Annotated in this window: 25 protein-coding genes; 7 read left to right on the forward strand and 18 right to left on the reverse strand. The window is 63.7% G+C overall.

Annotation, left to right across the window (positions count from 1 at the left end; genetic code table 11):
- Positions 1-143 precede the first annotated feature (143 nt).
- The gene (locus ABIB57_RS19005; protein ID WP_354042779.1) at positions 144-890 is read right to left on the reverse strand and encodes a transporter substrate-binding domain-containing protein; all 747 of its coding nucleotides are present in this window, start codon (positions 888-890) and stop codon (positions 144-146) included.
- A gap of 88 nt (positions 891-978) precedes the next feature.
- On the reverse strand, positions 979-1,776 hold the full coding sequence (locus tag ABIB57_RS19010; RefSeq protein WP_354042780.1) for an ABC transporter ATP-binding protein: 798 nt from the start codon (positions 1,774-1,776) through the stop codon (positions 979-981).
- Between the two features lie 153 nt (positions 1,777-1,929).
- On the opposite strand from ABIB57_RS19010, the gene ABIB57_RS19015 reads away from it, so the two are divergent.
- Positions 1,930-2,715, forward strand: a complete 786-nt coding sequence (locus ABIB57_RS19015) for a YdcF family protein (RefSeq protein WP_354042781.1) — start codon at positions 1,930-1,932, stop codon at positions 2,713-2,715.
- Between the two features lie 152 nt (positions 2,716-2,867).
- Here ABIB57_RS19015 and ABIB57_RS19020 read toward each other — a convergent pair whose 3' ends face one another.
- The 3 genes from ABIB57_RS19020 to ABIB57_RS19030 form a co-directional block, all read right to left on the reverse strand.
- Positions 2,868-3,842: a sensor histidine kinase gene (locus ABIB57_RS19020; RefSeq protein WP_354042782.1), complete on the reverse strand. Its 975-nt coding sequence runs from the start codon at positions 3,840-3,842 to the stop codon at positions 2,868-2,870.
- 107 nt (positions 3,843-3,949) lie between these two features.
- Complete coding sequence (locus ABIB57_RS19025) at positions 3,950-4,114, reverse strand: DUF1328 domain-containing protein (RefSeq protein ID WP_354042784.1); 165 nt, start codon at positions 4,112-4,114, stop codon at positions 3,950-3,952.
- 123 nt (positions 4,115-4,237) lie between these two features.
- Entirely contained in the window at positions 4,238-5,032 is a 795-nt protein-coding gene (locus ABIB57_RS19030; protein ID WP_354042785.1) for a response regulator, read from the reverse strand.
- 66 nt (positions 5,033-5,098) lie between these two features.
- Here ABIB57_RS19030 and ABIB57_RS19035 point away from each other — a divergent pair, with 66 nt between their 5' ends.
- Positions 5,099-5,401, forward strand: a complete 303-nt coding sequence (locus tag ABIB57_RS19035; RefSeq protein ID WP_502914428.1) for a NepR family anti-sigma factor — start codon at positions 5,099-5,101, stop codon at positions 5,399-5,401.
- A gap of 13 nt (positions 5,402-5,414) precedes the next feature.
- A complete protein-coding gene (locus ABIB57_RS19040) occupies positions 5,415-5,987 on the forward strand; it encodes an RNA polymerase sigma factor (protein WP_299727334.1) in 573 nt (190 codons plus the stop codon).
- Between the two features lie 2 nt (positions 5,988-5,989).
- Here ABIB57_RS19040 and ABIB57_RS19045 read toward each other — a convergent pair whose 3' ends face one another.
- Entirely contained in the window at positions 5,990-6,355 is a 366-nt protein-coding gene (locus tag ABIB57_RS19045; protein WP_354042786.1) for a hypothetical protein, read from the reverse strand.
- A 104-nt stretch (positions 6,356-6,459) separates the two neighbouring features.
- Here ABIB57_RS19045 and ABIB57_RS19050 point away from each other — a divergent pair, with 104 nt between their 5' ends.
- The 4 genes from ABIB57_RS19050 (at position 6,460) to ABIB57_RS19065 (ending at position 11,303) form a co-directional block, all read left to right on the forward strand.
- Positions 6,460-7,215: a Crp/Fnr family transcriptional regulator gene (locus ABIB57_RS19050; protein WP_354042787.1), complete on the forward strand. Its 756-nt coding sequence runs from the start codon at positions 6,460-6,462 to the stop codon at positions 7,213-7,215.
- 97 nt (positions 7,216-7,312) lie between these two features.
- Entirely contained in the window at positions 7,313-8,734 is a 1,422-nt protein-coding gene (locus ABIB57_RS19055; RefSeq protein ID WP_354042788.1) for a sensor histidine kinase, read from the forward strand.
- Between the two features lie 16 nt (positions 8,735-8,750).
- Positions 8,751-9,680, forward strand: coding sequence for a diacylglycerol/lipid kinase family protein (locus tag ABIB57_RS19060; RefSeq protein ID WP_354042790.1), 930 nt, complete (start codon positions 8,751-8,753; stop codon positions 9,678-9,680).
- Between the two features lie 105 nt (positions 9,681-9,785).
- On the forward strand, positions 9,786-11,303 hold the full coding sequence (locus ABIB57_RS19065; protein WP_354042791.1) for a sensor histidine kinase: 1,518 nt from the start codon (positions 9,786-9,788) through the stop codon (positions 11,301-11,303).
- Positions 11,304-11,469: 166 nt separating this feature from the next.
- Here ABIB57_RS19065 and ABIB57_RS19070 read toward each other — a convergent pair whose 3' ends face one another.
- The 12 genes from ABIB57_RS19070 to ABIB57_RS19125 all read right to left on the reverse strand — a co-directional run bounded on the left by ABIB57_RS19070 (position 11,470) and on the right by ABIB57_RS19125 (position 25,959).
- Positions 11,470-11,913, reverse strand: a complete 444-nt coding sequence (locus tag ABIB57_RS19070) for a phage holin family protein (protein ID WP_354042792.1) — start codon at positions 11,911-11,913, stop codon at positions 11,470-11,472.
- A gap of 5 nt (positions 11,914-11,918) precedes the next feature.
- On the reverse strand, positions 11,919-12,290 hold the full coding sequence (locus tag ABIB57_RS19075; RefSeq protein WP_354042794.1) for an ElaB/YgaM/YqjD family protein: 372 nt from the start codon (positions 12,288-12,290) through the stop codon (positions 11,919-11,921).
- Between the two features lie 204 nt (positions 12,291-12,494).
- Positions 12,495-12,653, reverse strand: a complete 159-nt coding sequence (locus ABIB57_RS19080; RefSeq protein WP_082092705.1) for a DUF3309 family protein — start codon at positions 12,651-12,653, stop codon at positions 12,495-12,497.
- 46 nt (positions 12,654-12,699) lie between these two features.
- On the reverse strand, positions 12,700-12,867 hold the full coding sequence (locus ABIB57_RS19085; RefSeq protein ID WP_354042795.1) for a hypothetical protein: 168 nt from the start codon (positions 12,865-12,867) through the stop codon (positions 12,700-12,702).
- 126 nt (positions 12,868-12,993) lie between these two features.
- Positions 12,994-13,872, reverse strand: a complete 879-nt coding sequence (locus ABIB57_RS19090) for a transglutaminase family protein (RefSeq protein WP_354042797.1) — start codon at positions 13,870-13,872, stop codon at positions 12,994-12,996.
- A gap of 167 nt (positions 13,873-14,039) precedes the next feature.
- A complete protein-coding gene (locus ABIB57_RS19095; RefSeq protein WP_354042798.1) occupies positions 14,040-16,451 on the reverse strand; it encodes a circularly permuted type 2 ATP-grasp protein in 2,412 nt (803 codons plus the stop codon).
- 11 nt (positions 16,452-16,462) lie between these two features.
- The gene (locus ABIB57_RS19100) at positions 16,463-19,807 is read right to left on the reverse strand and encodes a transglutaminase family protein (RefSeq protein WP_354042799.1); all 3,345 of its coding nucleotides are present in this window, start codon (positions 19,805-19,807) and stop codon (positions 16,463-16,465) included.
- Between the two features lie 278 nt (positions 19,808-20,085).
- On the reverse strand, positions 20,086-21,672 hold the full coding sequence (locus ABIB57_RS19105) for an FGGY-family carbohydrate kinase (protein WP_354042800.1): 1,587 nt from the start codon (positions 21,670-21,672) through the stop codon (positions 20,086-20,088).
- A 2-nt stretch (positions 21,673-21,674) separates the two neighbouring features.
- Positions 21,675-22,358: an HAD family hydrolase gene (locus ABIB57_RS19110; protein WP_354042802.1), complete on the reverse strand. Its 684-nt coding sequence runs from the start codon at positions 22,356-22,358 to the stop codon at positions 21,675-21,677.
- 151 nt (positions 22,359-22,509) lie between these two features.
- Positions 22,510-23,988, reverse strand: a complete 1,479-nt coding sequence (locus tag ABIB57_RS19115; RefSeq protein ID WP_354042803.1) for a mannitol dehydrogenase family protein — start codon at positions 23,986-23,988, stop codon at positions 22,510-22,512.
- Between the two features lie 122 nt (positions 23,989-24,110).
- On the reverse strand, positions 24,111-25,115 hold the full coding sequence (locus ABIB57_RS19120; RefSeq protein WP_354042804.1) for an ABC transporter ATP-binding protein: 1,005 nt from the start codon (positions 25,113-25,115) through the stop codon (positions 24,111-24,113).
- Positions 25,116-25,128: 13 nt separating this feature from the next.
- Positions 25,129-25,959: a carbohydrate ABC transporter permease gene (locus ABIB57_RS19125; protein WP_354042805.1), complete on the reverse strand. Its 831-nt coding sequence runs from the start codon at positions 25,957-25,959 to the stop codon at positions 25,129-25,131.
- Positions 25,960-26,178: the final 219 nt, after the last annotated feature.

A 26,178-nucleotide genomic window follows, 5' to 3' on the forward strand; every position in this document is an offset into this window, starting at 1 on the left:
GAGGGGAGGGCTAGGGTGGGGGTGTCGAGGCCTCCACAGGCATCGCACCGAGGGAAGCGACGACACCCCCACCCCCAACCCCTCCCCTCAAGGGGGAGGGGAGCAGATCAGTTCGACCGTCGTATCGCGGCCGAATGGGGTACTTACTTCTTGTAGAACGGGCCGGCGCCGTCGAACCACTTGGCGATCAGGGTGTCGACGGTGCCGTCGGCCTTGAGCGCGGTCAGGGCTTCGTTGATCTTGCCCTTGAGTTCGCCTTCGTCCTTGCGCAGAGCGGGGGCGACGCCGCCGCCGATCAGCACGGGCTCGCCGACGAACTCGACCTGGCCGGTGGCCACGATCGGATCGAGATAGGCGCCATCGGCCAGGATGATGTCGAGATTGCCGGCGGCCAGATCGGCCATGGCCTGGTCGGCAGTGCCGAAGGCGACGACGGTGTTGTCAGCGGCGAAATGCTCCTGGGCGTAGGCTTCCTGGATGGTGCCGCCCTGAGCGCCGACGCGCTTGCCCTTGAGGTTGGCAAAATCGATGCCCGCCTTGGGGAGGGCGACGAAGCGCGACGGATCGACGGGCTTGTATTCATCGGCGAAATCGACGGTCTGCTTGCGCTCGTCGGTGACCGACATGCCGGCCATGATCACGTCATAGTTGCCCGCGACCAGGTTCGGAATGATCGAGTCCCACTCATTGGTGAGGATTTCGCAGGTGAAGCCGGCCTTGGCGCAGATGGCATTGGCCAGGTCGATCTCGTAGCCGGCCGGCTTGCCGGCATCGTCGAGGAAATTCCACGGTGCATAGGCGCCTTCAGTGGCGATGCGCACCGTTTCCTGGGCCTGGGCGGCGCCGGACAGGGCCAGAATGGCCACTGCGGCGAGGATGATCTTCTTCATTGTGGGGTTCTCCGTTGAATGACTTTTCTTGTGGTCGCCCGTTGATCGGGCTTGTCGCCAAGGCTGCTGCAGTGATCGCGTGGGCAAGTCACTCGTGGTTGGCAGCATTGAGGAACTGTTTGAGGCGCGGCGAGCGGGTGGCGCCGAACACCTGATCGGGGGTGCCCTCCTCTTCGATCAGGCCCTGATGCAGGAAAATGACCCGGTCGGATACCGAGCGGGCAAATTCCATATCGTGGGTGACCAGCACCATGGTGCGGCCCTCGTCGGCCAGAATCTTGATGACGCGCAGCACTTCGACTTCGAGCTCCGGATCGAGCGCGGAGGTGGGTTCGTCGAACAGCATGACGCGCGGATTGATGCAGAGGGCGCGGGCGATGGCAGCGCGCTGCTGCTGGCCGCCGGAAAGCTGGGCGGGATAGGAGGCGGCCTTTTCGCGAATGCCGACCTTGGCCAGCATGGCGAGGGCTTCGGCCTCGACTTCGGGGCGGGGGCGCTTCTGCACCACCAGCGGCGCTTCCATGACGTTTTCCAGGATGGTCATGTGGGCCCACAGGTTGAACGACTGGAACACCATGCCAAGCTCGGAGCGGATGCGGTGAATCTGGCGCTCGTCGGCGATGCGCCGATCATGGCCGGTGCCGCGCAGCCGGATTTCCTCGCCGTCGATGGCGACGCTGCCCTGGTTGGGCACCTCGAGCATGTTGATGCAGCGCAGCAGGGTGGACTTGCCCGAGCCGGACGAGCCGATCAGCGCGACGACCTCACCTTCGCGAGCATCGAAGGAAATGCCCTTGAGCACTTCGAGCTCGCCGAAGGATTTGTGCAGGTCGCGAATGGACACGACATTGGGCCTGATCGCCGTTTCCGGCGCCGATTGCGTCATATTCAAAAGTTCGCCTGTCGCCGTTCCTGAGGGGGATTGCTCATTTTTTCGGCTGGCAATCGTTCCCGCTCCAAGAAAAGCAAAAGCGGGGGAGATAGCAAGCACCAAATGCGTGATACAGAGCGCAGGCTGTGAGTTCTCTAGGGATAGGCCATGTTCCTGATCGTCGCCAAAATATTCTGGACCGTGGCGCAGCCGTTGGCCGCGTCGCTGCTGCTGATCGTGCTGGGCCTGCTGCTGTCGATCCGATTCCGCAAGTCAGGGGTCATTTTGGCGGTGCTGGGAGTGCTGGTGCTGACCGTGTCCAGCTTCACGACTGTAGGGGCTCTGCTGATCCGGCCGCTGGAGGAGCGGTTCGGGCGTCCGGCCTGGCCGCAGCATGTCGGCGCCATCATCATGCTGGGCGGGGCCTCGAACGGGCCGATCAGCGCCGCGCGACAAATCAGCGAGTTAAACCCGGCAGGCGATCGCTTTGCCGAAACCCTGAAACTGGCGCAGCTTTATCCAGAGGCCAAGATCGTTATCACCGGCGGCATGGCGGTGTTGCAGGATGGCGGCGAGCCGGAGGCGGAGACGGCGCAGCGGTTTTTCCTCGGGCTGGGCATTCCGCAGGATCGGCTGGTGCTGGAGAGCCAGGCGCGCAATACCGAGGAGAATGCGGAGTTCAGCAAAAGTCTGCTGGCGGGGATCGAGGGGCCAAAACTGCTGGTGACCTCGGCGTTTCATATGCCGCGCTCGATGGGACTGTTTCGCAAGGCGGGGATCGAGGTTTTGCCCTGGCCGACCGATTATCGCAGCAGCGGGCTAGAGGGGCTGAGCATGGATGTCGACAATCCGGTGGATAATCTGATGACCACGACCACGGCGATGCGCGAGTGGATCGGGCTGGCTGTGTATCACTGGACAGGCAAGATCGACGAGATGTTTCCGGGGCCGTGAGGGCTTCACCTCTCCCTTGGGGGAGATGTCGGCGCGAAGCGCCGGTGAGTTTGCTGGGTGAGGTGCGCGGGACAGGCCCCCTCACCCGACCCAAGAGGGTCGACCTCTCCCCCAATGGGAGAGGTGGATATCGCGACGAGTGCAGTGCTCCCTTAAGGCTCGAACTGATCCGAGGGAACCGCCAGCCGATAACGCACCTTATCATCGTCGATCTCGAAGCTGGCGCTGCCGCCCACCGAGAGGGGCACGATGCGTTCGAGCACCATGGTGCCAAAGCGGGGTGCCTGGCGGACTTGCTGGGTATCGATGCCGGTTTCCTGCCATTCGATGATCAACTGTTCGGGCAGGCCAGCGGCCTTTTCGATCTGCGCATTGACCCAGACATGGCCGGCTTGATCCTCCGCCAACGCGCCGTGGATCACCGCATTGGCGGCCAGCTCGTGGATGGCCAAGCCGATATGCAGGCTGGCATTGGGGCTGAGCAGGGGATTGTCGCCGGTAATGCGGGTGTCCTTGAGCACGCCGGGGCTGACGCGGGCGAGTTGGGACATGACCAGGGTCTGGAAATGGGTGCCGCGCCAATTGCTCTCGGTGACCAGGTCCTGCGTGCTGGACAGCGCGTGCAGCCGGCCGCGGAACTTGTCGAGGAAGTCCTTGATATCGCCGCTGTGGTGGGCGGTCTGCATGGCGACGGACTGCACGATGGCCAGCAGGTTCTTGGAGCGGTGGCTGACTTCGCGAAGCAGCGTGGTGACGGCGATCTCGCGATTGCGCTCGTCGGTAATGTCAAACAAGGTCGTGACCGTGCCGTGCTCGTCGGGGCTGAAGCGGGCTTCGAAATGGCGACGGCGCGTGGGCTCGGACAATTCGAAATCGATGACCTGCTCGAGGCCGGTAGCCATGCATTGCCGGCGGGCGGTGGTGATCTGATCGGCCAGCAAAGGGGGCAGGATTTCGGCGTCGGTCTTGCCGATGACCTTGGCGGGCCACGCCAGCGGCAGGTTTTCCGCCAGATCGTAGCGGCCCTCGGCATCCTGGTGCAGGATGGCGATGCCCCGGGCGCGCAGCCCGATCGACAGGGCGCGGAGCTGGGTGGTGATGGGATTATCGGCCAATAGCTGGGGCATAGTCCAGAACCTCGACAAAAACAGCCTGGACGCTGGCAAGACAAGCAGCTCGCCGGCAGGCGACACCGCTTGTGGCATTAGACGTCAGAACATCCTCCCGACTAACCTCAGACACGCCGAACAAAGCCAATGGTCAGCGAGATGATGAGGAAGGCGAGAAACACGAAGAAGAGGATTTGGGCGATGCTGGCAGAGGCTCCTGCAATACCGCCAAATCCCAGCACCCCCGCGATCAGGGCGATGACTAAAAAGACCAGCGCGTAATACAGCATTTTGGTCTCCACCGTACGCTTCAGTGAAGAACACAACGGGGAGCGTTAGGGGGCGGTTCCGGGCCGTCACGAAAAAGGCCGGGGAAATCCCGGCCTTTTTCAGACGTGATCGCCAAACGGTTTTTAAGCCGCAGCGCGCGAGCCTTCGTCGAAGAACAGTGCCTGGCTGATCAGCGCCTTGACCATGTCGGGATTAAACGGCTTGGTGACAAGGAAGGTCGGCTCGGGGCGCTCGCCAGTCAGCAACCGCTCGGGGAAAGCGGTGATGAAGATGACCGGCACCGAATGGTGATTGAGGATGTCGTTGACCGCATCGATGCCCGAACTGCCATCGGCGAGCTGGATATCGGCCAGGATCATGCGCGGCTGAGTCTGGTTGAACAGGTTGACGGCTTCCTTGTGGGTGCGGGCAACACTCACCACTTTGTGGCCGAGGCTTTCGACAAGCTGTTCGATATCCATGGCAATCAAGGGCTCGTCCTCGATGATCATGATCTCGGTCGCCACCTGGCGCGAAATCTCGATGGAGGCTTCATCGAGCAGGGCGGTGAATTCCTTGTCGGAGACCGACAGGATTTCGGCGGCCTGGGGATGGGTGAAGCCTTCGACGGCCACCAGCAGGAATGCCTGGCGCGGACGCGCCGAAAGATTGGCCAGATTGGCGGCGGCGCGCTTTTCCCAAGCATAGGAAGAAGTGGGCTCCGGCACGCGCACAGCCGACGAGGAGAACAAGGCGGAAAACAGCTTGTAGAGCGCGATGCGGTCATTGCTCGCTTCGGGGAAGAGCGAGATATCGGCGATCAGCGCTTCGAGAGTGGCGGCCACATAGGCATCACCGGACGTTTGCGAGCCAGTGGTGGCCCGCGAAAACCGCCGCAAGTACGGCAGATGCGGAGCAATCCGCGTTGACAAAGTCATGTAAAGTAACTCCCCAGTGACGCTATGCGAAACCCATCAACGAGAGGGCCGGGCGAAAGTTCCATCGTGGGGTGGAACTTTTTTGCGGCCGGCGCATTTGGAGCTTTGAATGCGGGCAAATCAAAACACATCTGGCGGTTTCACGGTATGATAAAGGAAGACATTGTGTCCCAGCAGCGTACGCGCGTGCAGGCGGGGCGGGCTGACGACGGTCTGGGTCCAAATACGGATATCGGCTCGCGTCTGCGTGCCCTTTACGGCTCAGTTCAGGACGAAGGCGTTCCCGACCAATTGCTAGACCTGCTTGAAAAACTCGATAGCGCGGAGCAGGCGCAAAAATCAAAAGACGCACCGCGTAGCAGGGAATAGCGCCATGACAGAGATGACGCGCGTCGAAAAAATCGCCGCAGAGCCAACCTCGTTCAAGCGCGAAATGCTGTCGACACTGCCCAGTCTGCGCGCCTTCGCGGTGTCGCTGACCGGAAAGCACGACAAGGCCGACGATCTGGTGCAGGACACCGTGATGAAGGCCTGGGCCAAGCAGACCAGCTTCGAGATGGGCACCAATATCAAGGCCTGGCTGTTCACCATCCTGCGCAACGAATTCTACAGCCAGATGCGCAAGCGCGGCCGCGAAGTGCAGGACAGCGACGGTGCTTTCACCGAGCGGTTGTCAGTGCATCCGCCGCAATATGGTTCGATGGATTTGCAGGACTTCAAGAAGGCGCTTGGGCAGTTGCCCGACGATCAACGCGAAGCCGTGATCCTGATCGGGGCTTCGGGGTTCTCCTATGAAGAAGCTGCCGAAATCTGCGATTGCGCCGTTGGCACTATGAAAAGCCGGGTGAGCCGGGCGCGCACGCGGCTGCAGGATATCCTCAAGGTCAGCGGCGAAGCCGATTACGGCCCCGATGCCGTGGCCACGCAGGTGACGACCCACAACCACTCATTCTGAGTTCAACTGGTGAGCGCCTGTTTCAGGGCGCTTGCCAGGTCTTCCTCCAGGAACGGCTTCATGACCACGGGCGTAGCGGGAAAGTCGGAATGGCCGCGGCGCAGCGTGGTGTCGGCGGTCAGCAAGATCAGCTTGACGCCGGCCCTGGCGAGCCCACGCAATAACGAAGCCGTTTTCTCATCATGGCGATGATGGACTTCCACGAGCGCCAAGCCAAAACTGGGCCAGCGGTCGATCGCGTCCAGCACTTCGGCGGTGTTGCGAGCGAACACGGTGTGGGCTGCACCGAAGGTCTCCAGACAGCGCTGGATGTCCAGCGCAATGAGGAATTCGCTCTCGACAATGAGGACCGTTTGGCCAGTGAGCATGATAGATTCCGCACGCGTGTTGAATCGCTTCATGCGCCGCGTGGTTGCGTACTGTCATTTAAGTATGACATGACCCTACGTTTTAGTAGCGGCGGGGTCCGAGCGTGAGCATAGTGCTGCCAAGCCCCGGACGACGCGTGCCGTGCGAAGAGTGTCCCCTGCGCGCCATGCCGCATTTCCGGGCCTTCGAGCCGGCCGAACTCAAGTTCGTCTCATCGTTCAAGGCCGGGGAATTGCAGGCCGAGACCGGCACGACCCTATTGTCCGAAGGCGCGCATAGCGCCCACATGTATACGCTGCTGTCTGGGTGGGCGTTCCGCTACAAAGCCCTGCCGGACGGGCGGCGGCAAATCCTCAACTACATGCTGCCGGGCGACCTGCTGGGACTGCAGGGTTCGGTCATCGGGGAAATGGACCACTCGGTGGAGGCGTTGTCGCCAGTGGTGCTGTGCGTGTTCCAGCGCGACCGGCTGGATGAATTGTTCCGCAACCATCCGGGGCTGGGTTTCGACATCACCTGGCTGGCCTCGCGCGAGGAACGCATGCTCGACGATCACCTGCTGAGCCTGGGGCGGCGCACGGCCATGGAGCGCGCGGCCTATCTGATCGCGTTCCTGCACCAGCGGGCGGCGGCGGTGGGGCTGGATGGCAGCCGGACGCTGCACATTCCGATCAGCCAATCGCATGTCGCCGATACCCTCGGGCTATCGATCGTTCATACCAACAAGACGCTGCGCAAGCTGGCGGATCGCAAGCTGATCCGCTGGCATGATCGCGCCTGCGAAGTGCTGGATGTGGACGGGCTGATGCAGATCGCCGAATGGGACGGGCTGCCCGAGCGCAAGCGGCCGTTGATTTGAGACCGCTGGCCTCAAAACGGCCATTGGCGAGGGCTAGAGGGCAGTCATGCCAGGGCCACGAAACGACGGCAGAATTGACGCACAACGAGCGAAGCGCATGAGCACGACGACCAGTTTAGCACAGCCGGCGGCGAGGCCCGTTCGCAAGAGCGGGCAGCGCTTTGCCACGCTGGTTTCCTTGGCGCTGGTGGTGGTGGCTGGCCTGTCGGCGCTATTCCTGGTGCAAGGCGTCGATAGCCAGATGGGTGACGTGCTGCGCAGCTATGAGGTTCGCAACCAGGCGCGCGAGCTGACCATCGCGCTGAGCGAGGCCGAGAGCAATCAGCGCGGCTACCTGCTGACCGGCAACGAAGAGTATCTGGAGCCCTATGAGCGGGCGTCGTCCACCATCGACACCCGCGTGGCGGCGCTGATCGAGGTCACCAAGACCAATCCGGCGCAAAGCGAGCGGGTGAAGTCCATTGTGGGCCAGATCAACATCAAGACGGCCGAGATGGCGCGCACCGTGGAACTGTATTCGACGCAGCGTCGGCAGCAGGCGCAGAACCTGACCGATAGCGGCCTGGGCGCCCGGATGATGGAGGAAGTGCGCGGCACGCTTGAGCAGTTCATCACCGAGGAAAACGCCAATCTGCTGCAGCGCAACGAGGATATGGAAGGCTCGCGCCGCTGGCTGGTCGCGGCGATCCTGGCGGCGCTGGCCGGGGCGGCGATCCTGGGGGTATCCCTGCTCGGCCGGACCCGGCAGGACATCACCATATTGGCGCGTAACCAGAACGAATTGCGTAGCCAGAACGAAACGCTGGAAGCGCGGGTGCGCGAGCGGACCCAGGCGCTGGAAGAGGCCACGACCCATGCCGAGCGCGAGCGGGAGCGGGTCGAGGCGCTGTTGCAGGATACCAATCACCGCATCGGCAATTCGCTGGCGACGGTGTCGTCGCTGCTGGGGCTGCAACTGATGCGCTCGAAATCGAGCGAGGTGCGCGAAGCGCTGGAGGCGGCGCGGGGACGTGTGCACGCCATCGCCTCGTCGCATCGCCGGCTGCGGCTGGGGGGAGACCTCGAAACCACCGACGCGCACGAATTCCTCAACGCGGTGCTGGACGACCTCAAGGGCACCACCACCGATGCGGGTGCAATCGAGCTGGTGGGCGAGGTCCAGCCGATCGTCATCAATGCGCGCGACGCCACGACGATCGGCATCGTGGTGGGGGAACTGGTGACCAATGCCTACAAGCACGCCTTTCCGGGCGGGCGGCAGGGCCGCATCGTCGTCAAGCTGTTCCGCGACGGCGCCGGCGTACCCACATTGGCGGTGGAAGATGACGGGCAGGGCCTGGCCGAGGGGATCGAGCCGGGCGATGGCGGGCTGGGCTCCGTAATCATCAAGCAACTGGCGCAACAGTTTGGCGGCGTACCGATTTACGAGCGCGGTGCAACGGGCGGCTTGACGGTGACGGTGCCGCTGCCCAATCTCGAGGGCGCCGGCAAGATAGCTTCCGAGACGCCATCAGCCTGACCTGGAGACTTGCCCATTGCGCTTTGTAGCCATCCTCAACCGCGATGGCGGCACGCTCCGGACCATGGATCTCGACGCCTTCTGCTTGCAGGCCAAGGCAATTTTTGAGCAGCACGGGCATGAGCTGGATTGCCGCCTGGTCAAGGGCAAGCGGGTGGAAGCCGCATTGCGGGCGGCGGCGCAAATCGAAGGCATAGACGCCCTGCTGGCGGGGGGCGGGGATGGCACGATTTCGACGGCCGCCGCGATTGCCTTTGCGTCGGGCGTGCCGCTGGGCGTGTTGCCTGCGGGCACGATGAACCTGTTCGCACGCGCGCTGGGCATGCCGTTGACGCTGGCCGAGGCGCTGGAGGCGATTGCGGATGGCGAGATCGGCGCGGTGGACATCGCCAGCGCCAATGACCGGCCGTTCGTGCACCAGTTCGGCGTCGGCATCCACGCGCGGCTGGTGCGCATTCGCGAGAATATGAGCTATGGCAGCCGCATCGGCAAAATGCTGGCGAGCCTGCGGGCGATCGGTGCCGCGGCGATCAATCCGCCCGAATTCAGCGCGGAAATCCACACCGAGAATGGCGTCGATACGCGCCGGGTGGCGGGCATCGCGGTCAGCAATAATCCGCTGGGCAGCGGGCGCGTGCTGCATGCCGACCGGCTGGATGGGGCGGTGCTCGGCGTTTATGTGGCGGCGCCATTGTCCACTCCGGCGCTGCTGAAACTGGCGGCCGATCTCTTTCTCGGCACCTGGCGAGCGAGCCCGGCGGTGTCGGAGGAGGAGGTGGCCGAGGTTACGCTGCACTTCCCCAATCGCAAGCGCGGCGCCATGGCGGTGATCGACGGGGAGCTGATCCGGCTTGACCGCTCGGTAACGCTCAAGGTGCATCCGCAGGCGCTCAAGGTGGTGCTGCCTCGCGCTGTGGCGGCAGCGGCGGGCGACGACAGCGAATAATTTCAAATTGTTTGCAACCTAGGCGCTTGGTTCGCGTTTGCGCGTATGGCGATGGTGTTTTGTGAGTCTCCAGCCGGGTGGACGCGTTAGCTTCAGGACGACAAGTTGATTGATCAGATACCCCCCCTTTCGGACGATGTCCGCAAGGTTGTGGAAGACCCGGCGCGGCGCGATGTGCTCGCTGCGCTGGAAGTCATGGATTCCGAACCAGACCCGGATTTTGACCGTCTGACGCGCATTGCGGCGCGGCTGTTTGGAACCGAATTTGCCCAGGTGACCCTGATTGATGTCGACCGCCAGTGGTTCCGTTCCTGCTTCGGCGTCGATGGCCTGTCCGAGACGCCTACCGAGATTTCATTCTGCGCTCACACCATCGCAGCAGTAGATCGCGACCATCTGGTCGTGCTCGACATGAACCAGGATGAGCGCTTCAAACATAATCGCTTCGTGGTCGGCTGGCCAAACGTGCGGTTTTATGCCGGAGCGCCGGTGACGGTGCGGGGGCAGCGCATCGGTACGCTCTGCGTCTTGGGCACCAGGCCGCGCGAGAGCGTCGACCCCGATCTGATTGCGCAATTGATCGACATGGCCGAAGTGGCGGCGACGTTGTTTTCGCTCAAGGACGAGGCCCGGGTGCGGGCGCGCACGGCGGCGGCGCTGATCAAGGAAGAATGGCGCCACGCGCTGACGCTGGAGGCCGGCAAGGTCGGCAGTTGGGTATGGGATGTTCGCACCGGGGAAGTGTCGTGCAACGACACCTTCCGGCGCATGTATGAACTGCCCGAAGTCGGCTCGATCCATGTCGGGCAAATCCTAGATGCCCATGACGCGCGCGACCGTCCGCTAGTGGAAGAAGCCATCGCCGCCAGCTTCGCCGACGGGCTGGACTATAATGCGGAAGCGCGGGTGGGAAAGAACGGCCGCTGGCTGACCATGCGTGGCCGGGTCTATCAACGCGATGCCGAGGGCAAGCCGCTCATCATGATGGGGGCGAGCCTGGATATTTCCGAGAACAAGCAGAGCGCCGAGCAGACGCGGCTGCTGCTACGCGAGCTTAATCACCGGGTCAAGAATACGCTGGCGATGATCCAATCGGTGGCACGCCAGACCATCAAGAAAAATCCCGACCCCAAGCAGTTCATCGAGGCGTTTTCCGGCCGGTTGCGGACGATTTCGGACGCGCATGTGCTGCTGGCTGACCGCGACTGGTCGGGGGTGCAGCTCTACGAAGTGCTGAGCTCGCAACTGGGCGAAAACTTTATCCACGCCCCGGATCGGGCCGAGGTAAGCGGCGAGGACGTGACCCTGCCGGCCGACCATGCGCTGGGACTGGGGCTGATCCTGCACGAATTGACCACCAATGCGCATCGCTATGGCGCCTGGTCTGGCACGAATGGCATCGTTGCCATTGATTGGGAAGTGCTCAACGCGCCGGTGCGCGGGCTGTCGATGCATTGGCGCGAAACCGGCGGTCCGCAGGTGAACGCGCCGAACGAAGCAGGCCTGGGTGTGCGGCTGATCGAACGAAGCCTGGCCAAGGTGCTCGACAGCGAGGTGAAATTGCGATTCGAGCCGCAAGGGGTCGCGGCGGATATCTGGGTACCACTGCCGCTATTTGAGTGAGACCCTGACCTCTCCCTTACAGCGATAGCAATACACGGCATCATTCCCGCGAAAGCGGGAACCTATTCGGTTCTAATCCAGGTCAAGAATAGGTTCCCGCTTTCGCGGGAATGATGGTGCGATCAATGGATGGGCCACAGTATGTGAGACGCAGACCTGTTGGGTCTTAATCGTCCGTCTTATCGTCCCGCGACTTGCCGATGAACATCGCAGCGGCAACGACGGCGGCCAGTGGCAGGCCCACATTGCGGATGAGGGGCGATTTCAGCAGCACGGGCAGGGCGGTGAGCGCAGCAGTGGTAACGAAGGCGCTGGTGTCGCTGGAGCGGCGTTTTTCCGCGACGCGGCGCTTGCGGGAGTTTTCCGAAATCTGGATACCGATCACGATCCCCGCCGTGATGACGAAGAACACGCCGGCAAAGATCAATGCCGCATAGATGGGGCCAAGCTGGGACGCGAGCGCCAGAAACCCGGCGACCAGCAGGAAGACCAGCGTCAACAGCCCGAACAGCGCGATCACCGCATTGGCGATCGCCAGGGCCTTGAGACGATCGGTGATCTCCTCGACTTCAAAGCCGAGGAGGGCAGCGATGGGAACCAGCAGGTTCATGGCGTTTAGCGGCGCGACAGCAAGGCGAGGACGAAGCCAATGCCGATGGCGCTGGCGACGGCGGTCAGGGGCTTTTCGCGGATGGTATCCTTGAGCTGCTGCTCAAGCGCGCCGGCCTGGTCCTGCACGTCCTCGATAACGTTCTGGCCCTGGCGCTGCAGATGGCGGGCCTCGCTGGTGGCGACGTCGCGCACTTCGGAAACCTTGGAATTGGTCAGCTTGGCGAGCGTGGAGGCGATGCCCTTGAGGTCAGCCTGCAACTGGGAAATCTGGTCCTCGAGCTGAGCTTCCTTGACGGTGCTGCGGGCCCGGTTAGCCGTGCGGCGAGCCGCGGCGGCGGGAGTGCGGTTGGGGGCGAGGTCGGGTGTGGTGGACATTGGGACGCTCCATGAGTTGCGAGTTTAACGCTGCGAACAGCGGGGGGTTCCTTGCGGCGGCAAAAAGAGACGCCCCGATACGCTGGGGGGAGCGCATCGAGGCGTCATGGGGCGGGCAAAAGGTGGGGCGACCTTAGCCCGCAGGGCACGATCTACCTTGAGGTAGAAGCCGGCCGAAGCCAGGTGCCCGTTTGTGGTTCGGCGTCAGATGCGTCCCATCAAGACAAGGATGAGGATCACAACCAGGACGACGCCGAGAATGCCGGAAGGGAAGTAGCCGAAGCCGCGCGAGTAGCCCCAATTGGGCAGTGCGCCGATCAACAGCAGGATCAGGATGATGATGAGAATGGTGCCTAAAGTCATTGGAACTCTCCTGTACGGTTGACGCTAAGGTTCCGGACGCTGACGTTTACAGAATAAACAACATGAGGGCCGCGGCGGCGGCGAGAATGAACAACGCGGGCGCCAAGGCCTTGAGCACGTCGGCATAATGGGTCTGCCCATCATAGCCTTCGGTGGACCAAACCATCGAACTGCGGCCGGCGTCTTCGATTGCCTTGATTTCCATATGGGTCATGCCGGCCTCCGCAACTCATCACCAGCCAAATATTGGTGGGATTGTTTGAACTTTGGAGCGCGTTGTTGCGCTTGCCCAATGAACGGGCAATGGCTGATTTTGGTTCCATTACTAGTGTGTAAGGGATTATTCGACCCGGATGACGTCCACCGATTGGGTGGTTTCATGGCCGCCATGGGTGCGCAGCACGCCGACGATGGGCGAGATATCGCCGTAGTCGCGGCCGTGGCCGATGGAGATATGATCGGGGCCGGCGATCATCGCATTGGTAGGGTCGAATTCGATCCAGCCGGCATGCTGGCCGCACCAGACCCGGGCCCAGGCATGCATGGCGTCGGCGCCTTCGAGGCGGGCCTTGCCGGGGGGCGGAATGGTGCGGAGGAACCCGGAGACGTACCCCGCGGGAATGCCGACGCCGCGCAGGCCGGCGATCATGATATGCGCAAAATCCTGGCAGACGCCCTTGCGCAGTGCAAAGGCCTCTGCGGGCTTGGTGGCGACGTCGGTGGCCTTGGGGTCGTAGGTGAAATCGCGATGGATCGCCATGCAGAGCGCCAGCGTCGCCGACTGCACCGAGGCGGCGCTGGCGACCACATCGCGGGCATAGTCGGTGATGGCCGGCACCAGTTGCACGCGGGGCGAGGCGGCGAGGAAATGATGCGGGCTATCGGGAGCCACCGACCAGAAGCGGGCGATTTCCGCGGCGAGACTAGGCAGGGTAGGCGACAGGTCGGCAGGCGGATGGATGTCCTCGACCTGGACGCGGGCGGAGAGCCGCACATCGAGCGTGTCGTGTGGCCCGTCATAGGCGATGGTGGTAACCGAATTGCCGAAGAAATCGGTGAAATGGCTTTTGCGATCTGGCCGTGGCTCGAACGACAGCCCAGCAGCCACGACGCGCTGCACGCCGGGAATGCTGATCGGCGCGACGCGGATCAGATGGCGCCCACCCTGTACTGTGGCGTCGTAGTCATAATGCAGGTCCAGTTTCACATCGTAGAGCATGGGTTAGTTTTCCGCTCCAGGAGCCCAAAACCCACTGTCGCCTTCCCTCGGGCTTGACCCGCGGGGCTCAGCGGAAGCCGCGATCATGGTGTGTATGGCGAGCGGCCCGCGGGTCAAGCTCGCGGCAAGTGGAGTGCGCGGGGAACATCGTGCCATCGCATTCCCCATCATACAAAATACGCCGCGGCGACGAGGCCGGACAGCATGCCCATATCTGCCGCCAGCTTTTCGAGGCGCACGGGGGTCATGTCGGCAGGCTCGGCGATGACGAGGTCGGTGTGCAATTGCAGCGCGGCCTTGGCAGCGGGCGAAAGTTGCCCATCCTCGACGCCGTTCGGCAGGATTTCGATCTGGGCACGCAGTTCAGTGAGCTGGAACAGCACCGAGCGCGGATTGAGCGGGTCGAGGACCAGCAGGTCAATGGCGCTCTGCGTGCCGGCGCTGACCGAATAGCGGCGGCGATGCGACATGACGCTGTCGCCGATTTCGAGCAGCATTTCGAGCGAACCGTCGGGGGCTTCCTTGTCGGTCAGCCAGGCGGTGATGCGGGCGATCTGGATGGCGCGTTCCAGCCTGCGGCCCAGTTCGAGGAAACGCCAGCCGGCGAAGCGGTACATGTTTTCATGCACGAGGCCCGAAAAACCAGCCAGCTTGCGCAGGATGACCGTCATGGCGCGGGTGGCGTCGTCGCCGGGCTGCACGCGGGCGGCGAAGCGCTGGGCGCTTTTTTGCAGATCAGCCAAAGCGAGCCAGCCATCGGGCGAAAAGCGGTCGCGGATCTGGCTGGCGCTGTGCACTGCGCTGTCGATGGACGATAGCAGTCCCTGCGGCAGCGCATCGGTCGCATCGACGTCGATGGTTTCGAGGAATTTTCGCGCGTGCGTGAGAATGGGCAGGTCGGACTTGGAGAGTTCGGCCAGCCGGGCATTGTACGCCCGCAGGATGCGCACCGTGGCCTCGCAGCGCTCGGCATAGCGGCCGAGCCAGATCAGGTTATCGGCGGCGCGGCTGGGCAGGCTGCCGGGCGAATTGCGGACCAGCTTCTGGCCATCCTGAGGCAGCAGCGTGACGCGCTCCACCGGCTTGCTCGACAGCACCCAGACGTCGGCCGCCTGGCCGCCGCGCTGCATGGCGATGGCGGCGGTATCGGGCGACGAGCCGACGCGGGCGAAGCCGCCCGGCATGATGGTCCAGCCCTTGTCGGTGCGGGCGGCATAGACGCGCAGCGTGATCGGGCGCGGTTGCAGCTTGCCCTCGACATAGACCGGGGCGGTGGAGAGTTGCACCTGTTCCTGGCCGACATAATCGGCGCCATTGAGGCGGATGCGGGCGATCAGATCCGCCTTTTGCTCCGGCGTCATCGACGAGCCGAGCGCAGTACCGCGCGGATCGTCGAACGGCAGCGTAGTCGCGAAAGCGGGGCCTATCATCAGCTTGTCGAAATTGTCGATGACATAGTCGCGCTCGGCCGGCTGGCCGCACCACCAGGTGGCGATTTCGGGCAGTTCGAGCGGCTTGCTGGCGATGGCCTTGGACAGGCGCGGCAGGAAGGCAGCGAGCGCGCGGGTTTCCAGAATCCCGGTGCCCAGAGCGTTGATCATCGAGATCGAGCCCTGGCGCAGGGCCTCGACCATGCCGGGCGTGCCGATGCGGCTGTCATAGCGCAATTCGAGCGGGTCGGTGAAGGAGGCGTCGACGCGACGCCACAGCACGCTGACCGGCTTGAGGCCAGCCACGGTGCGCACCATCACCTTGCCGTCCTCGACGGTGATGTCCTCGCCTTCGAGCAGCATCAGGCCGAGATAGCGGGCGATATAGGCGTGTTCGAAATAGGTTTCGTTGAGCTGGCCGGGCGTCAGGATGCCGACGCGGCCGCCATCGCGGCGGCCCTGCTCGAACAGCGTATCGCGGAAGGTGCGAAAGAAGCCGGCGAGGCGATGCACGTTCATGTCGCTGTAGATTTCGCTCAGCGCGCGCGTCGTGGCGACGCGGTTTTCGATGGCGAAACCGGCGCCGGACGGGGCCTGGGTGCGGTCACCCAGTACCCACCAATTGCCATCGGGGCCGCGGCCAAGCTCGAACGCGCAGAAGTGCAGGAAGTAGCCCGAGGCGGGCTTGACGCCGACCAAAGGGCGCAGGAATTCGCCATTGCGGGCTACGAGGTCGGGCGGCAGCAGGCCGCGTTGCACCAGGGTGTTGTCGGTATAGATATCGGCGACGATCTGTTCGAGCAGTTCGGCGCGTTCGATCAGGCCGTGGCTGATGCGCGTCCAATCGGCCTCGTCGATCAGCAGGGGAATGTGGGCGAGCGGCCAGGAGCGTTCCTTGCCGGCAGCGCCGTCATATTTGCGATAGAACACGCCGGCATCGCGAAGATATTGATCGGCGCGCTCGAAGCGGGCGGCAAGCTCGGTCGGGCCGAGGTCGTCGAAGGCCGACATCAACTCGGCCCAACCCGGACGGATATTGCCCGAGGGGTCGATCATTTCGTCGGGCACGCCCGGTTGCAGCCGGTAATCAGCGATGATGCTGGGACCGGCCGGAGGCTTGCCGCGAGGCTTTTGCTGTCGAGTTTCCATTGGCGGTCAAATCATCTGGGCGGGCGGCGCAGGTCAAGCGTCAGCGGGAATTCATCCGCAGGCTTTTCATCATGAAGAACGAAGCCTCCACCGGAATAGTTTTGCGGCACAAAGCGCGCCAGCCGGCGGGCTTCGGCCTCATTGCCATTGACGGGGAAGGTATCGTAGCTGCGGCCGCCCGGATGGGCGACGTGGTACACGCAACCGCCGACCGGGCGCTGGCTCCATTTGTCGTAGATATCGAACACCAGCGGCGTATTGACCGGCAGTTCCGGATGCATGCCGGAGGCGGGTTGCCAGGCTTTGTAGCGAACGCCCGCAATGGCGGTGCCAGCGGTATCAGTGACGCGGAGCGGGACCGGACGCTGGTTGCAGGTGACGGCGTAGCGTTCCGGGTTGATGCCTTCGAGCTTGACCTGGAGGCGTTCGACCGAAGAGTCCACGAACCGGACCGTGCCGCCGATGGCACCCTGTTCGCCCATGACGTGCCACGGCTCGAGCGCTTGGCGCAGTTCGAGGCGGACGCCCTCGTATTCGACCTCGCCGCAGAACGGGAAGCGGAATTCGAGCTGGGCGGCAAACCAGGCAGGGTCGAGCTTGAAGCCGTGACTGTGGAGATCGGCCAGGATATCGAGGAAATCGGCCCAGACGTAATGCGGTAGCATGAAGCGATCATGCAGCGTGGTGCCCCAGCGTACGAAATTGCCGTCGATGGGGTCGGTCCAATAGCGGGCGATCAGGGCGCGGACCAGCACCTGCTGGGCCAGGGCCATGCGGGCGTTGGGCGGCATTTCGAAGCCGCGGAATTCGACCAATCCCAGCCGGCCGGTGGGGCCATCAGGGGAATAGAGCTTGTCGATGCAGATTTCCGAACGATGGGTATTGCCCGTGACGTCGGCGAGCAGGTTGCGGAACAGGCGATCGACCAGCCAGGGGCGCGGGGCCGGCAGGCCGGAGGCTGGATGCGGCACCTGGGCGATAGCGATTTCGAGTTCGTAGAGGCTGTCGTGGCGGGCCTCGTCGAAGCGCGGCGCCTGGCTGGTGGGGCCGATGAAGAGGCCCGAGAACATGTAGCTCATGGCCGGGTGGCGCTGCCAATGCAGCACCAGCGACTTGAGCATGTCGGGCCGGCGCAGGAACGGGCTGTCATTGGGCGTAGCGCCGCCAACCACGACGTGGTTGCCGCCGCCCGTGCCGGTGTGGCGGCCGTCGATCATGAACTTGTCGGCGCCGAGGCGGCTTTGGCGGGCTTCCTCATAGATCGCCGTGGTGGTGGCGACGCAATCGTCCCAGTTCGAGGCCGGGTGGATATTGACCTCGATGACGCCCGGATCTGGCGCGACGCGGATGACGTTGAGGCGTGGATCGTGCGGCGGCGCATAGCCCTCCAAATGCACCGGATAGCCGACGGCCTTGGCGGCGGCTTCAGTGGCGGCAACGAGTTCGAGATAATCCTCGAGCTTCTCCACCGGCGGCAGGAAGACGCAGATGCGGTGATCGCGCACTTCGGCAGTGACGGCGGTGCGGACCTGGCCCTCGATCTCGCTGATTTCCTGCTCGGTGCGGTCCTGTTGCTCGGTGGCGGCGGTGAAGGCGGCCGTCGTCTGCGTGCGCGGATCGACGGCGGGACCGCCGGTATTGCGCGGCAGGATTTCATCGGGCTCGGGAAGCAAGCCGCGCACTTCGCCGGGGTCCTGTTGGACCACATGCGGATAGTCGATCGGCTTGAGATGCTTGAGCGAGCTGAGCGGCAGGCGGTAGCCGGCCGGGCTGTCACCCGGTGCGAGGAACAGCTTGCCGCGCCGGGTTTTCCACTTTTCGGTGAGCCATGGGCTCGACGCCTGTGCGTTCCAGCGCTGCACCGGCAGCACGTAGCCGGTGGGATTGGTCAGGCCGCGCTCGAACACTTTTGCGATGCGCGAGCGCGCTTCTGGATCTGCCAGTTCGGAATTGGCGGGATCGACATTGGCCGGGAGATTGGCCTCCTTGAGCAGCCATTCGCCGGGGTCCTCGTAGGCCTCGTCGATGGTTTCGCCGGTGAGGCCAAGATTGTGCGCGAAGGCATCGAGGAACTTCTTGGCGTCCTCGTGGGTGGCCGTGGTTTTCACGCCCTCGCGAGCCACCAAAGCCTCGTCCTTCCAGACCGGCTTGCCGTCGACGCGCCAATAGAGCGAAAAGGTCCAGCGCGGCAGGGTTTCGCCGGGATACCATTTGCCCTGGCCGTAATGCAGCAGGCCGGTGGGGGCAAAGCGGGTGCGGAGGCGCCGGATCAGGTCATCGGCGAGCGCGCGCTTGGTGGGGCCGACGGCCCCGGTATTCCATTCATCGGCTTCGAAGTCATCGATGGAAACGAAGGTCGGCTCGCCGCCCATGGTGAGGCGAACGTCGTTATCGAGCAGCACCTTATCGACCTGATGGCCAAGGGCGTTGAGCTCGTCCCAAGCTGCATCGGAAAACGGCTTGGTGATGCGCGGATGCTCGGCGACGCGGGTGACCGTCATGTCGAAGGCGAAATCGACTTCGGCGTAGCTGGCAAAGCCCGAAATCGGGGCGGCGTTCCTGTAATGCGGCGTGGCCGCCAGTGGAACGTGGCTCTCGCCCGTCAGCAGGCCCGAGGTGGGATCGAGGCCGACCCAGCCGGCGCCGGGGAGATAAACCTCGCACCAGGCGTGCAGGTCGGTGAAATCGTGATCGGTGCCGGCAGGGCCATCGAGCGAGACCAGATCGGGCTTGAGCTGGATCAGGTAGCCGGACACGAACCGCGCAGCGAGGCCCAGATTGCGCAGGGTCTGCACCAGCAGCCAGCTCGAATCGCGACAGGAGCCACGGGCATTGCCCAGGGTTTCCTCGGGCGTCCAGACGCCGGTTTCCATGCGCACGATATAGGTGATGTGCTGCTGGATGGACGCATTGATGGCGGTAACGAAGTTCACCGTGTTCATCGGCGTCTTGTCGATGCCGTCGAGGAAATTTTGCAGCAGCGGGCCCACCGGTTCGGGCTGCATATAGATGGATAGATCGGCGCGGATATCCTCGGGATACTGGAACGGCCAGATTTCGGCGCTCTCTTCCACGAAGAAATCGAACGGATTGTAGACCGTCATGTCGGCGACGAGATCGACTTCGATCTTGAGCTCGGTGACCGGCTCTGGAAAGACGAAGCGCGTCAGGAAATTGCCGTAGGGGTCCTGCTGCACATTGACGAAATGATTGCTGGGTGACACCCGCAGCGAATAGCTCAACACCTTGGTCTTGCTGTGCGGGGCGGGCTGGAGCCGGATGATCTGCGGCTGCAGGACAACCGGACGGTCGTATTTATAATGCGTCAGATGATAGACGGCGGCTTTGATCGACATGCGTTCGCGTCGCTCGCTTCAAGTGCCACGAAATTTGACTTCCCGGTCAAAGCTTAGCGGGGTTTGGCGGGCAGGGATAGGCGGGATGAGTGGATGGGTGTTGTGCGGATTGAATTGTGACGGGCTGAGTTGCGAAGGCGCTGAGGTTGCCCAACCACCGTTCTTCCCGCGGGCTTGACCCGCGGGCCGCCCTCAACACGGCGTGAGCGGCGAGAGGCCCGCGGGTCAAGCCCGCGGGAAGGGCAGCGGGTGGGTGAGATGGTGCTAACGGCTAGACTTTAGCTCATCGCGTCGATGATCTGCCGCTGGCGCAGCATTTCGAGGAAAATGGCATAATCCTTGTCGAAGCGAGCACGGGCGGAGGGATCGGGCTTCCGCTCGGTGCCGCCCTGGTGCATGGCCATGCAGGCCTGATCCAGCGACGGATAAAGCCCGGCGGCGGTGGCGGCGACCATGGCCATGCCGAGCAGAGTCGCGTCCTGGGCGGCGGGCTCGACCACCGTGCAGCCGGTGGCGTCGGCGTAGAGTTCCATCAGCAGCGGGTTCTTGGTGTGGCCGCCGGTGACGTGCAGCGTATCGATGGCGTAACCGCGCGTGTTTAGAGTTTCGAGGATGTGGCGGACGCCCAGAGCGATGGCGACGGCGGTGCGCCAATAGAGGCGGCAGAGGGAGTCGAAATCGTTGTCCAACGTCAGGCCGGAAATGACGCCCAGCGCGTGCGGATCGCCGAGCGGCGAGCGGTTGCCGTGGAAATCGGGCAGGACATGCAGGCGTAGCGCGAAGTTCTGGCCCTCAATCGCGCGGAGTTCCATGATGCGATCGGCAATACGGCTATGCATCGCCGAGGTCGGCTCGCCGCCCGCGCCATGCCATTTGATGATGTGATCGAGCAGCGCGCCGGTCGCCGACTGGCCGCCCTCGTTAAGCCAGACACCCGGCAGCACGGCGCCGAAATACGGACCCCAAACGCCGGGGGTCGGTCGGTCTTCTGCGGAGAGCGCCATGACACAGCTCGAGGTGCCGGCGATCAGCGCCAAGTGGCGGTCGATGGTGTCGACATCGCCCGCAAAGGTGCCGAGCACGCCGAGCGCCCCGGCATGGGCATCGATCAAGCCGGCGCCGACATGGCAAGCGGCGGTGATCCCAAGCTCGGCAGCGGCGCCAGCGCTGAGCGGCCCAAGATCGGCGCCGACTTCGCTGGCGGCCTCGGGCAGGGCCGCATGCTCGAACAAATCATCCAGCCCGACGGTGGCGAGGAAATCGCGGCGCCAGGGGGCGGCGACATGGCCCAGATAGGTCCATTTGCAAACCAGCGTCGATTGGCTGCGGGCGAGCGAGCCGGTGGCTTTCCAAGAGAGGAAATCGGCGAGGTCGAAGATTTGTCCGGCGCGCTCCCAAGTGTCCGGCATATGCCGCTTGAGCCACATCAGCTTGGGCACTTCCATTTCCGGGGACATAACGCCGCCGGCATATTTGAGCACTTCGTGGCCGGTGGCGGTGCATTCCTCGGCTTCGGCGAGGGCGCGGTGGTCGAGCCAGACAATGGTGTCCCAACGGGCGAGGCCATTAGTGGAGACGGTGAGCGGCGCGCCGTTGGCATTGCGGACGACGAGCGAGCAGGTGGCGTCAAAGCTGAGCCCGACGACATCGGCCGGGTCGGCCTTGGCCAGCGCCATCGCTTCGCGCACCGCGCCGCAGACGGCGGACCAGATATCCTCGCTGTCATGCTCGGCATGATTGGCGTCGGTGCGGTTCATGGCGATGGGCATTTCGGCGCGGCCGAGCAGCGCGCCTTGCGGCGTCAACACTCCGGCTCGGGCACTCCCCGTGCCCACATCCACTGCCACCAGGAGGCTTTGCTTCAACGCTATTGCGCCTTCTTCTCGGTTCGCAGTGAGCTTAGCCGATCGGGCAGGGCGTGCATATCGTCGAAAATCGCGTCGGGATGGAGCGCGGCGACGGCGGCGCGAAGACCGGCTGGGGCGACGTGGCTGCCGCCCATGTAGCCGAACACCGCCATGCCGGCATTGCGGGCGGCAGCGATGCCGGCGGGGCTGTCCTCGATGACAAGGCACTTGGCCGGCGCAACGCCCATCTGGCAGGCGGCGTGAAGGAACAGGTCCGGCGCCGGTTTGCCGTTTTCCACCATGCTGGCGGAGAAAATATGGGGCTCGAACCAGGGCAGCAGGCCCGTCAGATCGAGGCTGAGGCGGATGCGTTCGAGTTCGGACGAGGAGGCAACACAGAACGGGATTTTGAGCTGATCGAGGATGGCGGGCAGGCCGGGGCTGGGACGCAGTTCTTGGCGGTAGAGCGCGTAAAGGTCACCGCGCATGCTGGCGAGCGCGGCGGGGCCGAGCGGCGCGCCGTGGGAATCGATCAGGCTGGTCGAGATCGAGGCCAGGGACCGGCCGAGGAAATCGCGATAGGCGGTTTCGGTGGTAACGGTGATGCCCTGCGCGGCGATGGCGGCGACCAGCACGCGCATCGCGAGGGGTTCGCTATCGACGAGCACGCCGTCGCAGTCGAAGATGATGAGGTCGATGGTCATGATTTGTCTATAATCCAACCCCACCCACCGCCGCTTCCCGCGGACTTGATCCGCGGGTCTCTCGAGCGATCATCGGCTGTGGGGAGTGGCCCCCGGATCAAGTCCGGGGGAAGGGTCGGTGGGTGGGGCAGCTTTGGCGCCCGGTTCATCGTCAGAGCGTATTCGCCAGATAGCGTTCCAACGTCGCTTTCGTGCCGACCGACCACAGTGTCGTCAGCGCATGGCTGAAGGCCGCGACGAAGGTCGTGTTGCGGGCGAGGTCGCCATAGATATCGGTCATGGCCAGCCAGGCTTTAGGATCGTCTTTCGCCAGTTTGGCTTGTGCGGTCAGGCGGTCCCAGCTTGGATCGTTCGGCTCGATCACAACCTCGGAATCCGTCGTGCCGAAGCAGTAGCGGCACCAGAGGGCGGAAACCAAGGCCAGCCCCGTCACCGATTGGCCGGCGGCAACGCGGTCGGCGGCGGAGGGGATGATGAATTTGGGTTGGCGGTTGGAGCCATCGAGCGCCAGCCGGCGGATAGTGTCGCCAATCTTGGGATTGCCGAAGCGACGTTCGCAGAGCGCGAAATACTCGTCGAGATTGGTATCGGGCACGGGTGGCACGACGGGGATGATTTCGTCGTTCTCGACCTTTTTGAGGAAGGCGGCGACGAGAGCGTTTTCCATGGCTTCGTGCACGAAATGGATATCCATCAGCCCCGCCGGATAGGCGATGGTGGCGTGGCCGCCATTGAGGATGCGGATTTTCATGTGCTCGTAGGGCGCGACATCAGCGACGAACTGCACGCCCACTTTTTCCAGCGCCGGGCGGCCGGCGGGGAAATTGTCCTCCAGCACCCATTGGCGGAAGCTTTCGCAGAACACCGGCCAGTTGTCCTCGATGCCAAAATTCTCGGCGAGCAGCGTGCGCTCGCGATCTGAGGTGGCTGGCGTGATGCGGTCCACCATGCCATTGGGGAAGGCGACCTTGTCCTTGACCCAGGAGGCAAGCTCAGGATCGATCAGGCGGGCCAGCCCGATCACGGCGTTTTCGGTGACATGGCCATTGCCCGGGATATTGTCGCAGCTCATCACCGTGAAGGGCTCGATGCCGGCCGAGCGGCGGGCGAGCAGGCCCGCGAGGATCAGGCCGAACGCCGTGCGGGGCGCATGGCTGTGGGCGGCGTCGTAGGCGATGTCCGGGTGCTTCGGATCGAACTTCTGGCTTGCCGGGTCGATATAATAGCCGCCCTCGGTAATGGTCAGCGAGACGATGCGGATGGCGGGGTCGGTGAGCTTAGCGATCACCGCGGCGCTGTCGCCGGGCTGGAGGTAATCGATCATGCCGCCGGTGACGCGGGCGGTGCTGGTATCGGCTTCCTGCTCGACCACAGTGGTCAGCAGGTCCTGCGCCAGCAGCTTTTGCCGCATGGCTTCGTCGGCCTCGCGCACACCGGCGCCGACGAGGGCCCAATCATGGTCGCTGCCGGTGGCGAACAGGTCGTCCAGATAGACGGCCTGATGCGCGCGGTGGAAATTGCCGACGCCGAAATGGACGATCCCGGCCGTGAGGCTGCTCCGGTCGTATTGCGGGACTGAGGCCGTTTTGGCGACGGCTTCGAGCGTGGCGGCGGAGAGCTTGGTGGTCATTGGTCTAGTCCTTGATCGTGTCGTTCAAGCCACGACGTCATTCCCGCGCAAGCGGGAACCCATTCTATCGCGCCGGCCCAAGAGCGGGTTCCCGCTTGCGCGGGAATGACGCGGCGGTTGGTTCAGAGCGCTTTTCCGTCCGGGCCGAATTTGTAGATGCGGGTCGGCTCGGGCGTCAGGTAGACATCGTCGCCGTGCTTGTAGGTATCCTCGCCGCCGGTGCGCACGGTGAACAGCCCAAAATTGTCGACGTTGACGTGCAGGAACGTGTCCGAGCCGAGCAGTTCGGCAACCGCCACGGTGCCCTTCCAGGCGCCGGGCTTCGGGATGCGCGACAAGGTAAAATGTTCGGGGCGCACGCCGATGGAGTGGGCCTGGTGCTTGGCGGCTTCGGCGCCGTCGATGAAATTCATCTTGGGCGAACCGATGAAGCCGGCGACGAAGCGGTTGGCGGGTTTGTTGTAGAGATCGAGTGGGGAGCCGAACTGTTCGACATTGCCGGCATTGAGCACCACGATGCGGTCGGCCATGGTCATGGCTTCGACCTGGTCGTGGGTGACGTAGATCATCGTGGTCTTGAGCTGCTGGTGCAGTTCGGTGATTTCCAGCCGCATGTTGACGCGCAGAGCCGCATCGAGATTGGACAGGGGCTCATCGAACAGAAAAGCCTTGGGCTCGCGCACGATGGCGCGGCCGATGGCGACGCGCTGGCGCTGGCCGCCGGACAGGGCACGCGGACGGCGGTCGAGATAGGACGCCAGGTTCAAGGTGCGGGCGGCATACTCGACCTTGGCGTCGATCTGCTCCTTGCTCATCTTTGCCATCTTGAGCGGGAAGGCGATGTTGTCGCGCACCGTCATGTGTGGATAGAGCGCATAGGATTGGAACACCATGGCGAGGCCCCGGCGGGCGGGTGGCGCCTTGGTCATATCCTGCCCGTCGAGCAGGATATGACCGCTGGTGGTGTCCTCAAGGCCGGCGATCAGGCGCAGCAGCGTGGACTTGCCGCAGCCCGAGGGGCCGACGAAGACGACGAATTCGCCGTCCTTGATATCGAGGGTGATGTCCGGGATGACCTGAACGTCGCCGAAGGACTTGTTGACGTGGGAGAGTGCGATGGAGCCCATTTTCTACAAATCCCTATTTCACTGCGCCAAAAGTCAGGCCGCGGACGAGTTGTTTCTGGCTGAACCAGCCGAGGAGGAGGATGGGCGCGATCGCCAGCAGCGACGCCGCCGATAGCTTGGCCAAGAACAGGCCCTGTGGACTGGAGAAGGATGAGATGAAGGCGGTCAACGTACCGGCGCGGCCCGAGGTCAGCGTGATGGTCCAGAACGACTCGTTCCAGGCCAGGATGACGTTCAGCAACAAGGTGGAGGCGATGCCGGGGACGGCCATCGGCACGAGGACGTGGACGATCTCGTTCCACAATTCGGCGCCATCCATGCGGGCGGCCTCGAGGATATCAACGGGGATTTCCTTGAAGTAGGTGTAGAGCATCCAGATGATGATCGGCAGGTTGATCAGCGTCATGATGATGGTCAGGCCGTGCACCGTGTCCAGCAGGTGCAGGTCGCGGAAGATCAGGTAGATCGGGATCAACACGCCCACGGCGGGCATCATCTTGGTGGAGAGCATCCACATCAGGATGTCCTTGGTGCGCTTGGTTGGCGCGAAGGCCATCGACCAGGCGGCCGGAATGCCGATGATCAGGCCCAGCAGCGTCGAGCCCAACGACACGAGGACCGAATTGGTGACGTGCTTGATATAGTCTGAGCGATCCTGCACGGCGCCGAAGTTTTCCAGCGTGAAGTGTTGCGGCAGAAACGTGGGCGGATTGGCGATCGCCTCGCCCTCGGTCTTGAACGCGGTCAGGATGGTCCACAGGATCGGCGAGAATAGCAGCAGGGCAATGACCCAGGCGCCGATGGTGAAGCCGACTTTGGCTTGAGTGGAAACGTTGCGTGCCATAGTTAGCTCCTGCCCTCGATGAGGATGGCTTCTTCACCTCTCCCTTTGGGGGAGAGGTCGGCGCGTAGCGACGGGTGAGGGGGCCTTCTCCCAACACCGCGTCCAGAAAAGGGGGGGCCCCCCCCCCCCCCCCCCGCGGCCCCCCCCCCCCCCCCCCGGGGGGGGGGGGGTGAGCGAAACAAACACCACCACCCCCCCCCCCCAACACAACCCCCCGCC

It is taken from the genome of Devosia sp. UYZn731, assembly GCF_040546795.1.
Taxonomy (GTDB): domain Bacteria; phylum Pseudomonadota; class Alphaproteobacteria; order Rhizobiales; family Devosiaceae; genus Devosia.

Coding starts and splice junctions, on each gene's coding strand:
- ABIB57_RS19025 (WP_354042784.1), bottom strand. CDS start 4,114: ATGCTGTATTACGCGCTGGTCTTTTTAGTCATCGCCCTGATCGCGGGG.
- ABIB57_RS19095 (WP_354042798.1), bottom strand. CDS start 16,451: ATGGAAACTCGACAGCAAAAGCCTCGCGGCAAGCCTCCGGCCGGTCCC.
- ABIB57_RS19075 (WP_354042794.1), bottom strand. CDS start 12,290: ATGTCCACCACACCCGACCTCGCCCCCAACCGCACTCCCGCCGCCGCG.
- ABIB57_RS19030 (WP_354042785.1), bottom strand. CDS start 5,032: ATGACTTTGTCAACGCGGATTGCTCCGCATCTGCCGTACTTGCGGCGG.
- ABIB57_RS19020 (WP_354042782.1), bottom strand. CDS start 3,842: ATGCCCCAGCTATTGGCCGATAATCCCATCACCACCCAGCTCCGCGCC.
- ABIB57_RS19100 (WP_354042799.1), bottom strand. CDS start 19,807: ATGTCGATCAAAGCCGCCGTCTATCATCTGACGCATTATAAATACGAC.
- ABIB57_RS19055 (WP_354042788.1), top strand. CDS start 7,313: ATGAGCACGACGACCAGTTTAGCACAGCCGGCGGCGAGGCCCGTTCGC.
- ABIB57_RS19010 (WP_354042780.1), bottom strand. CDS start 1,776: ATGACGCAATCGGCGCCGGAAACGGCGATCAGGCCCAATGTCGTGTCC.
- ABIB57_RS19045 (WP_354042786.1), bottom strand. CDS start 6,355: ATGCTCACTGGCCAAACGGTCCTCATTGTCGAGAGCGAATTCCTCATT.
- ABIB57_RS19040 (WP_299727334.1), top strand. CDS start 5,415: ATGACGCGCGTCGAAAAAATCGCCGCAGAGCCAACCTCGTTCAAGCGC.
- ABIB57_RS19115 (WP_354042803.1), bottom strand. CDS start 23,988: ATGACCACCAAGCTCTCCGCCGCCACGCTCGAAGCCGTCGCCAAAACG.
- ABIB57_RS19125 (WP_354042805.1), bottom strand. CDS start 25,959: ATGGCACGCAACGTTTCCACTCAAGCCAAAGTCGGCTTCACCATCGGC.
- ABIB57_RS19005 (WP_354042779.1), bottom strand. CDS start 890: ATGAAGAAGATCATCCTCGCCGCAGTGGCCATTCTGGCCCTGTCCGGC.
- ABIB57_RS19110 (WP_354042802.1), bottom strand. CDS start 22,358: ATGACCATCGACCTCATCATCTTCGACTGCGACGGCGTGCTCGTCGAT.
- ABIB57_RS19080 (WP_082092705.1), bottom strand. CDS start 12,653: ATGACTTTAGGCACCATTCTCATCATCATCCTGATCCTGCTGTTGATC.
- ABIB57_RS19120 (WP_354042804.1), bottom strand. CDS start 25,115: ATGGGCTCCATCGCACTCTCCCACGTCAACAAGTCCTTCGGCGACGTT.
- ABIB57_RS19090 (WP_354042797.1), bottom strand. CDS start 13,872: ATGCTCTACGATGTGAAACTGGACCTGCATTATGACTACGACGCCACA.
- ABIB57_RS19085 (WP_354042795.1), bottom strand. CDS start 12,867: ATGACCCATATGGAAATCAAGGCAATCGAAGACGCCGGCCGCAGTTCG.
- ABIB57_RS19070 (WP_354042792.1), bottom strand. CDS start 11,913: ATGAACCTGCTGGTTCCCATCGCTGCCCTCCTCGGCTTTGAAGTCGAG.
- ABIB57_RS19015 (WP_354042781.1), top strand. CDS start 1,930: ATGTTCCTGATCGTCGCCAAAATATTCTGGACCGTGGCGCAGCCGTTG.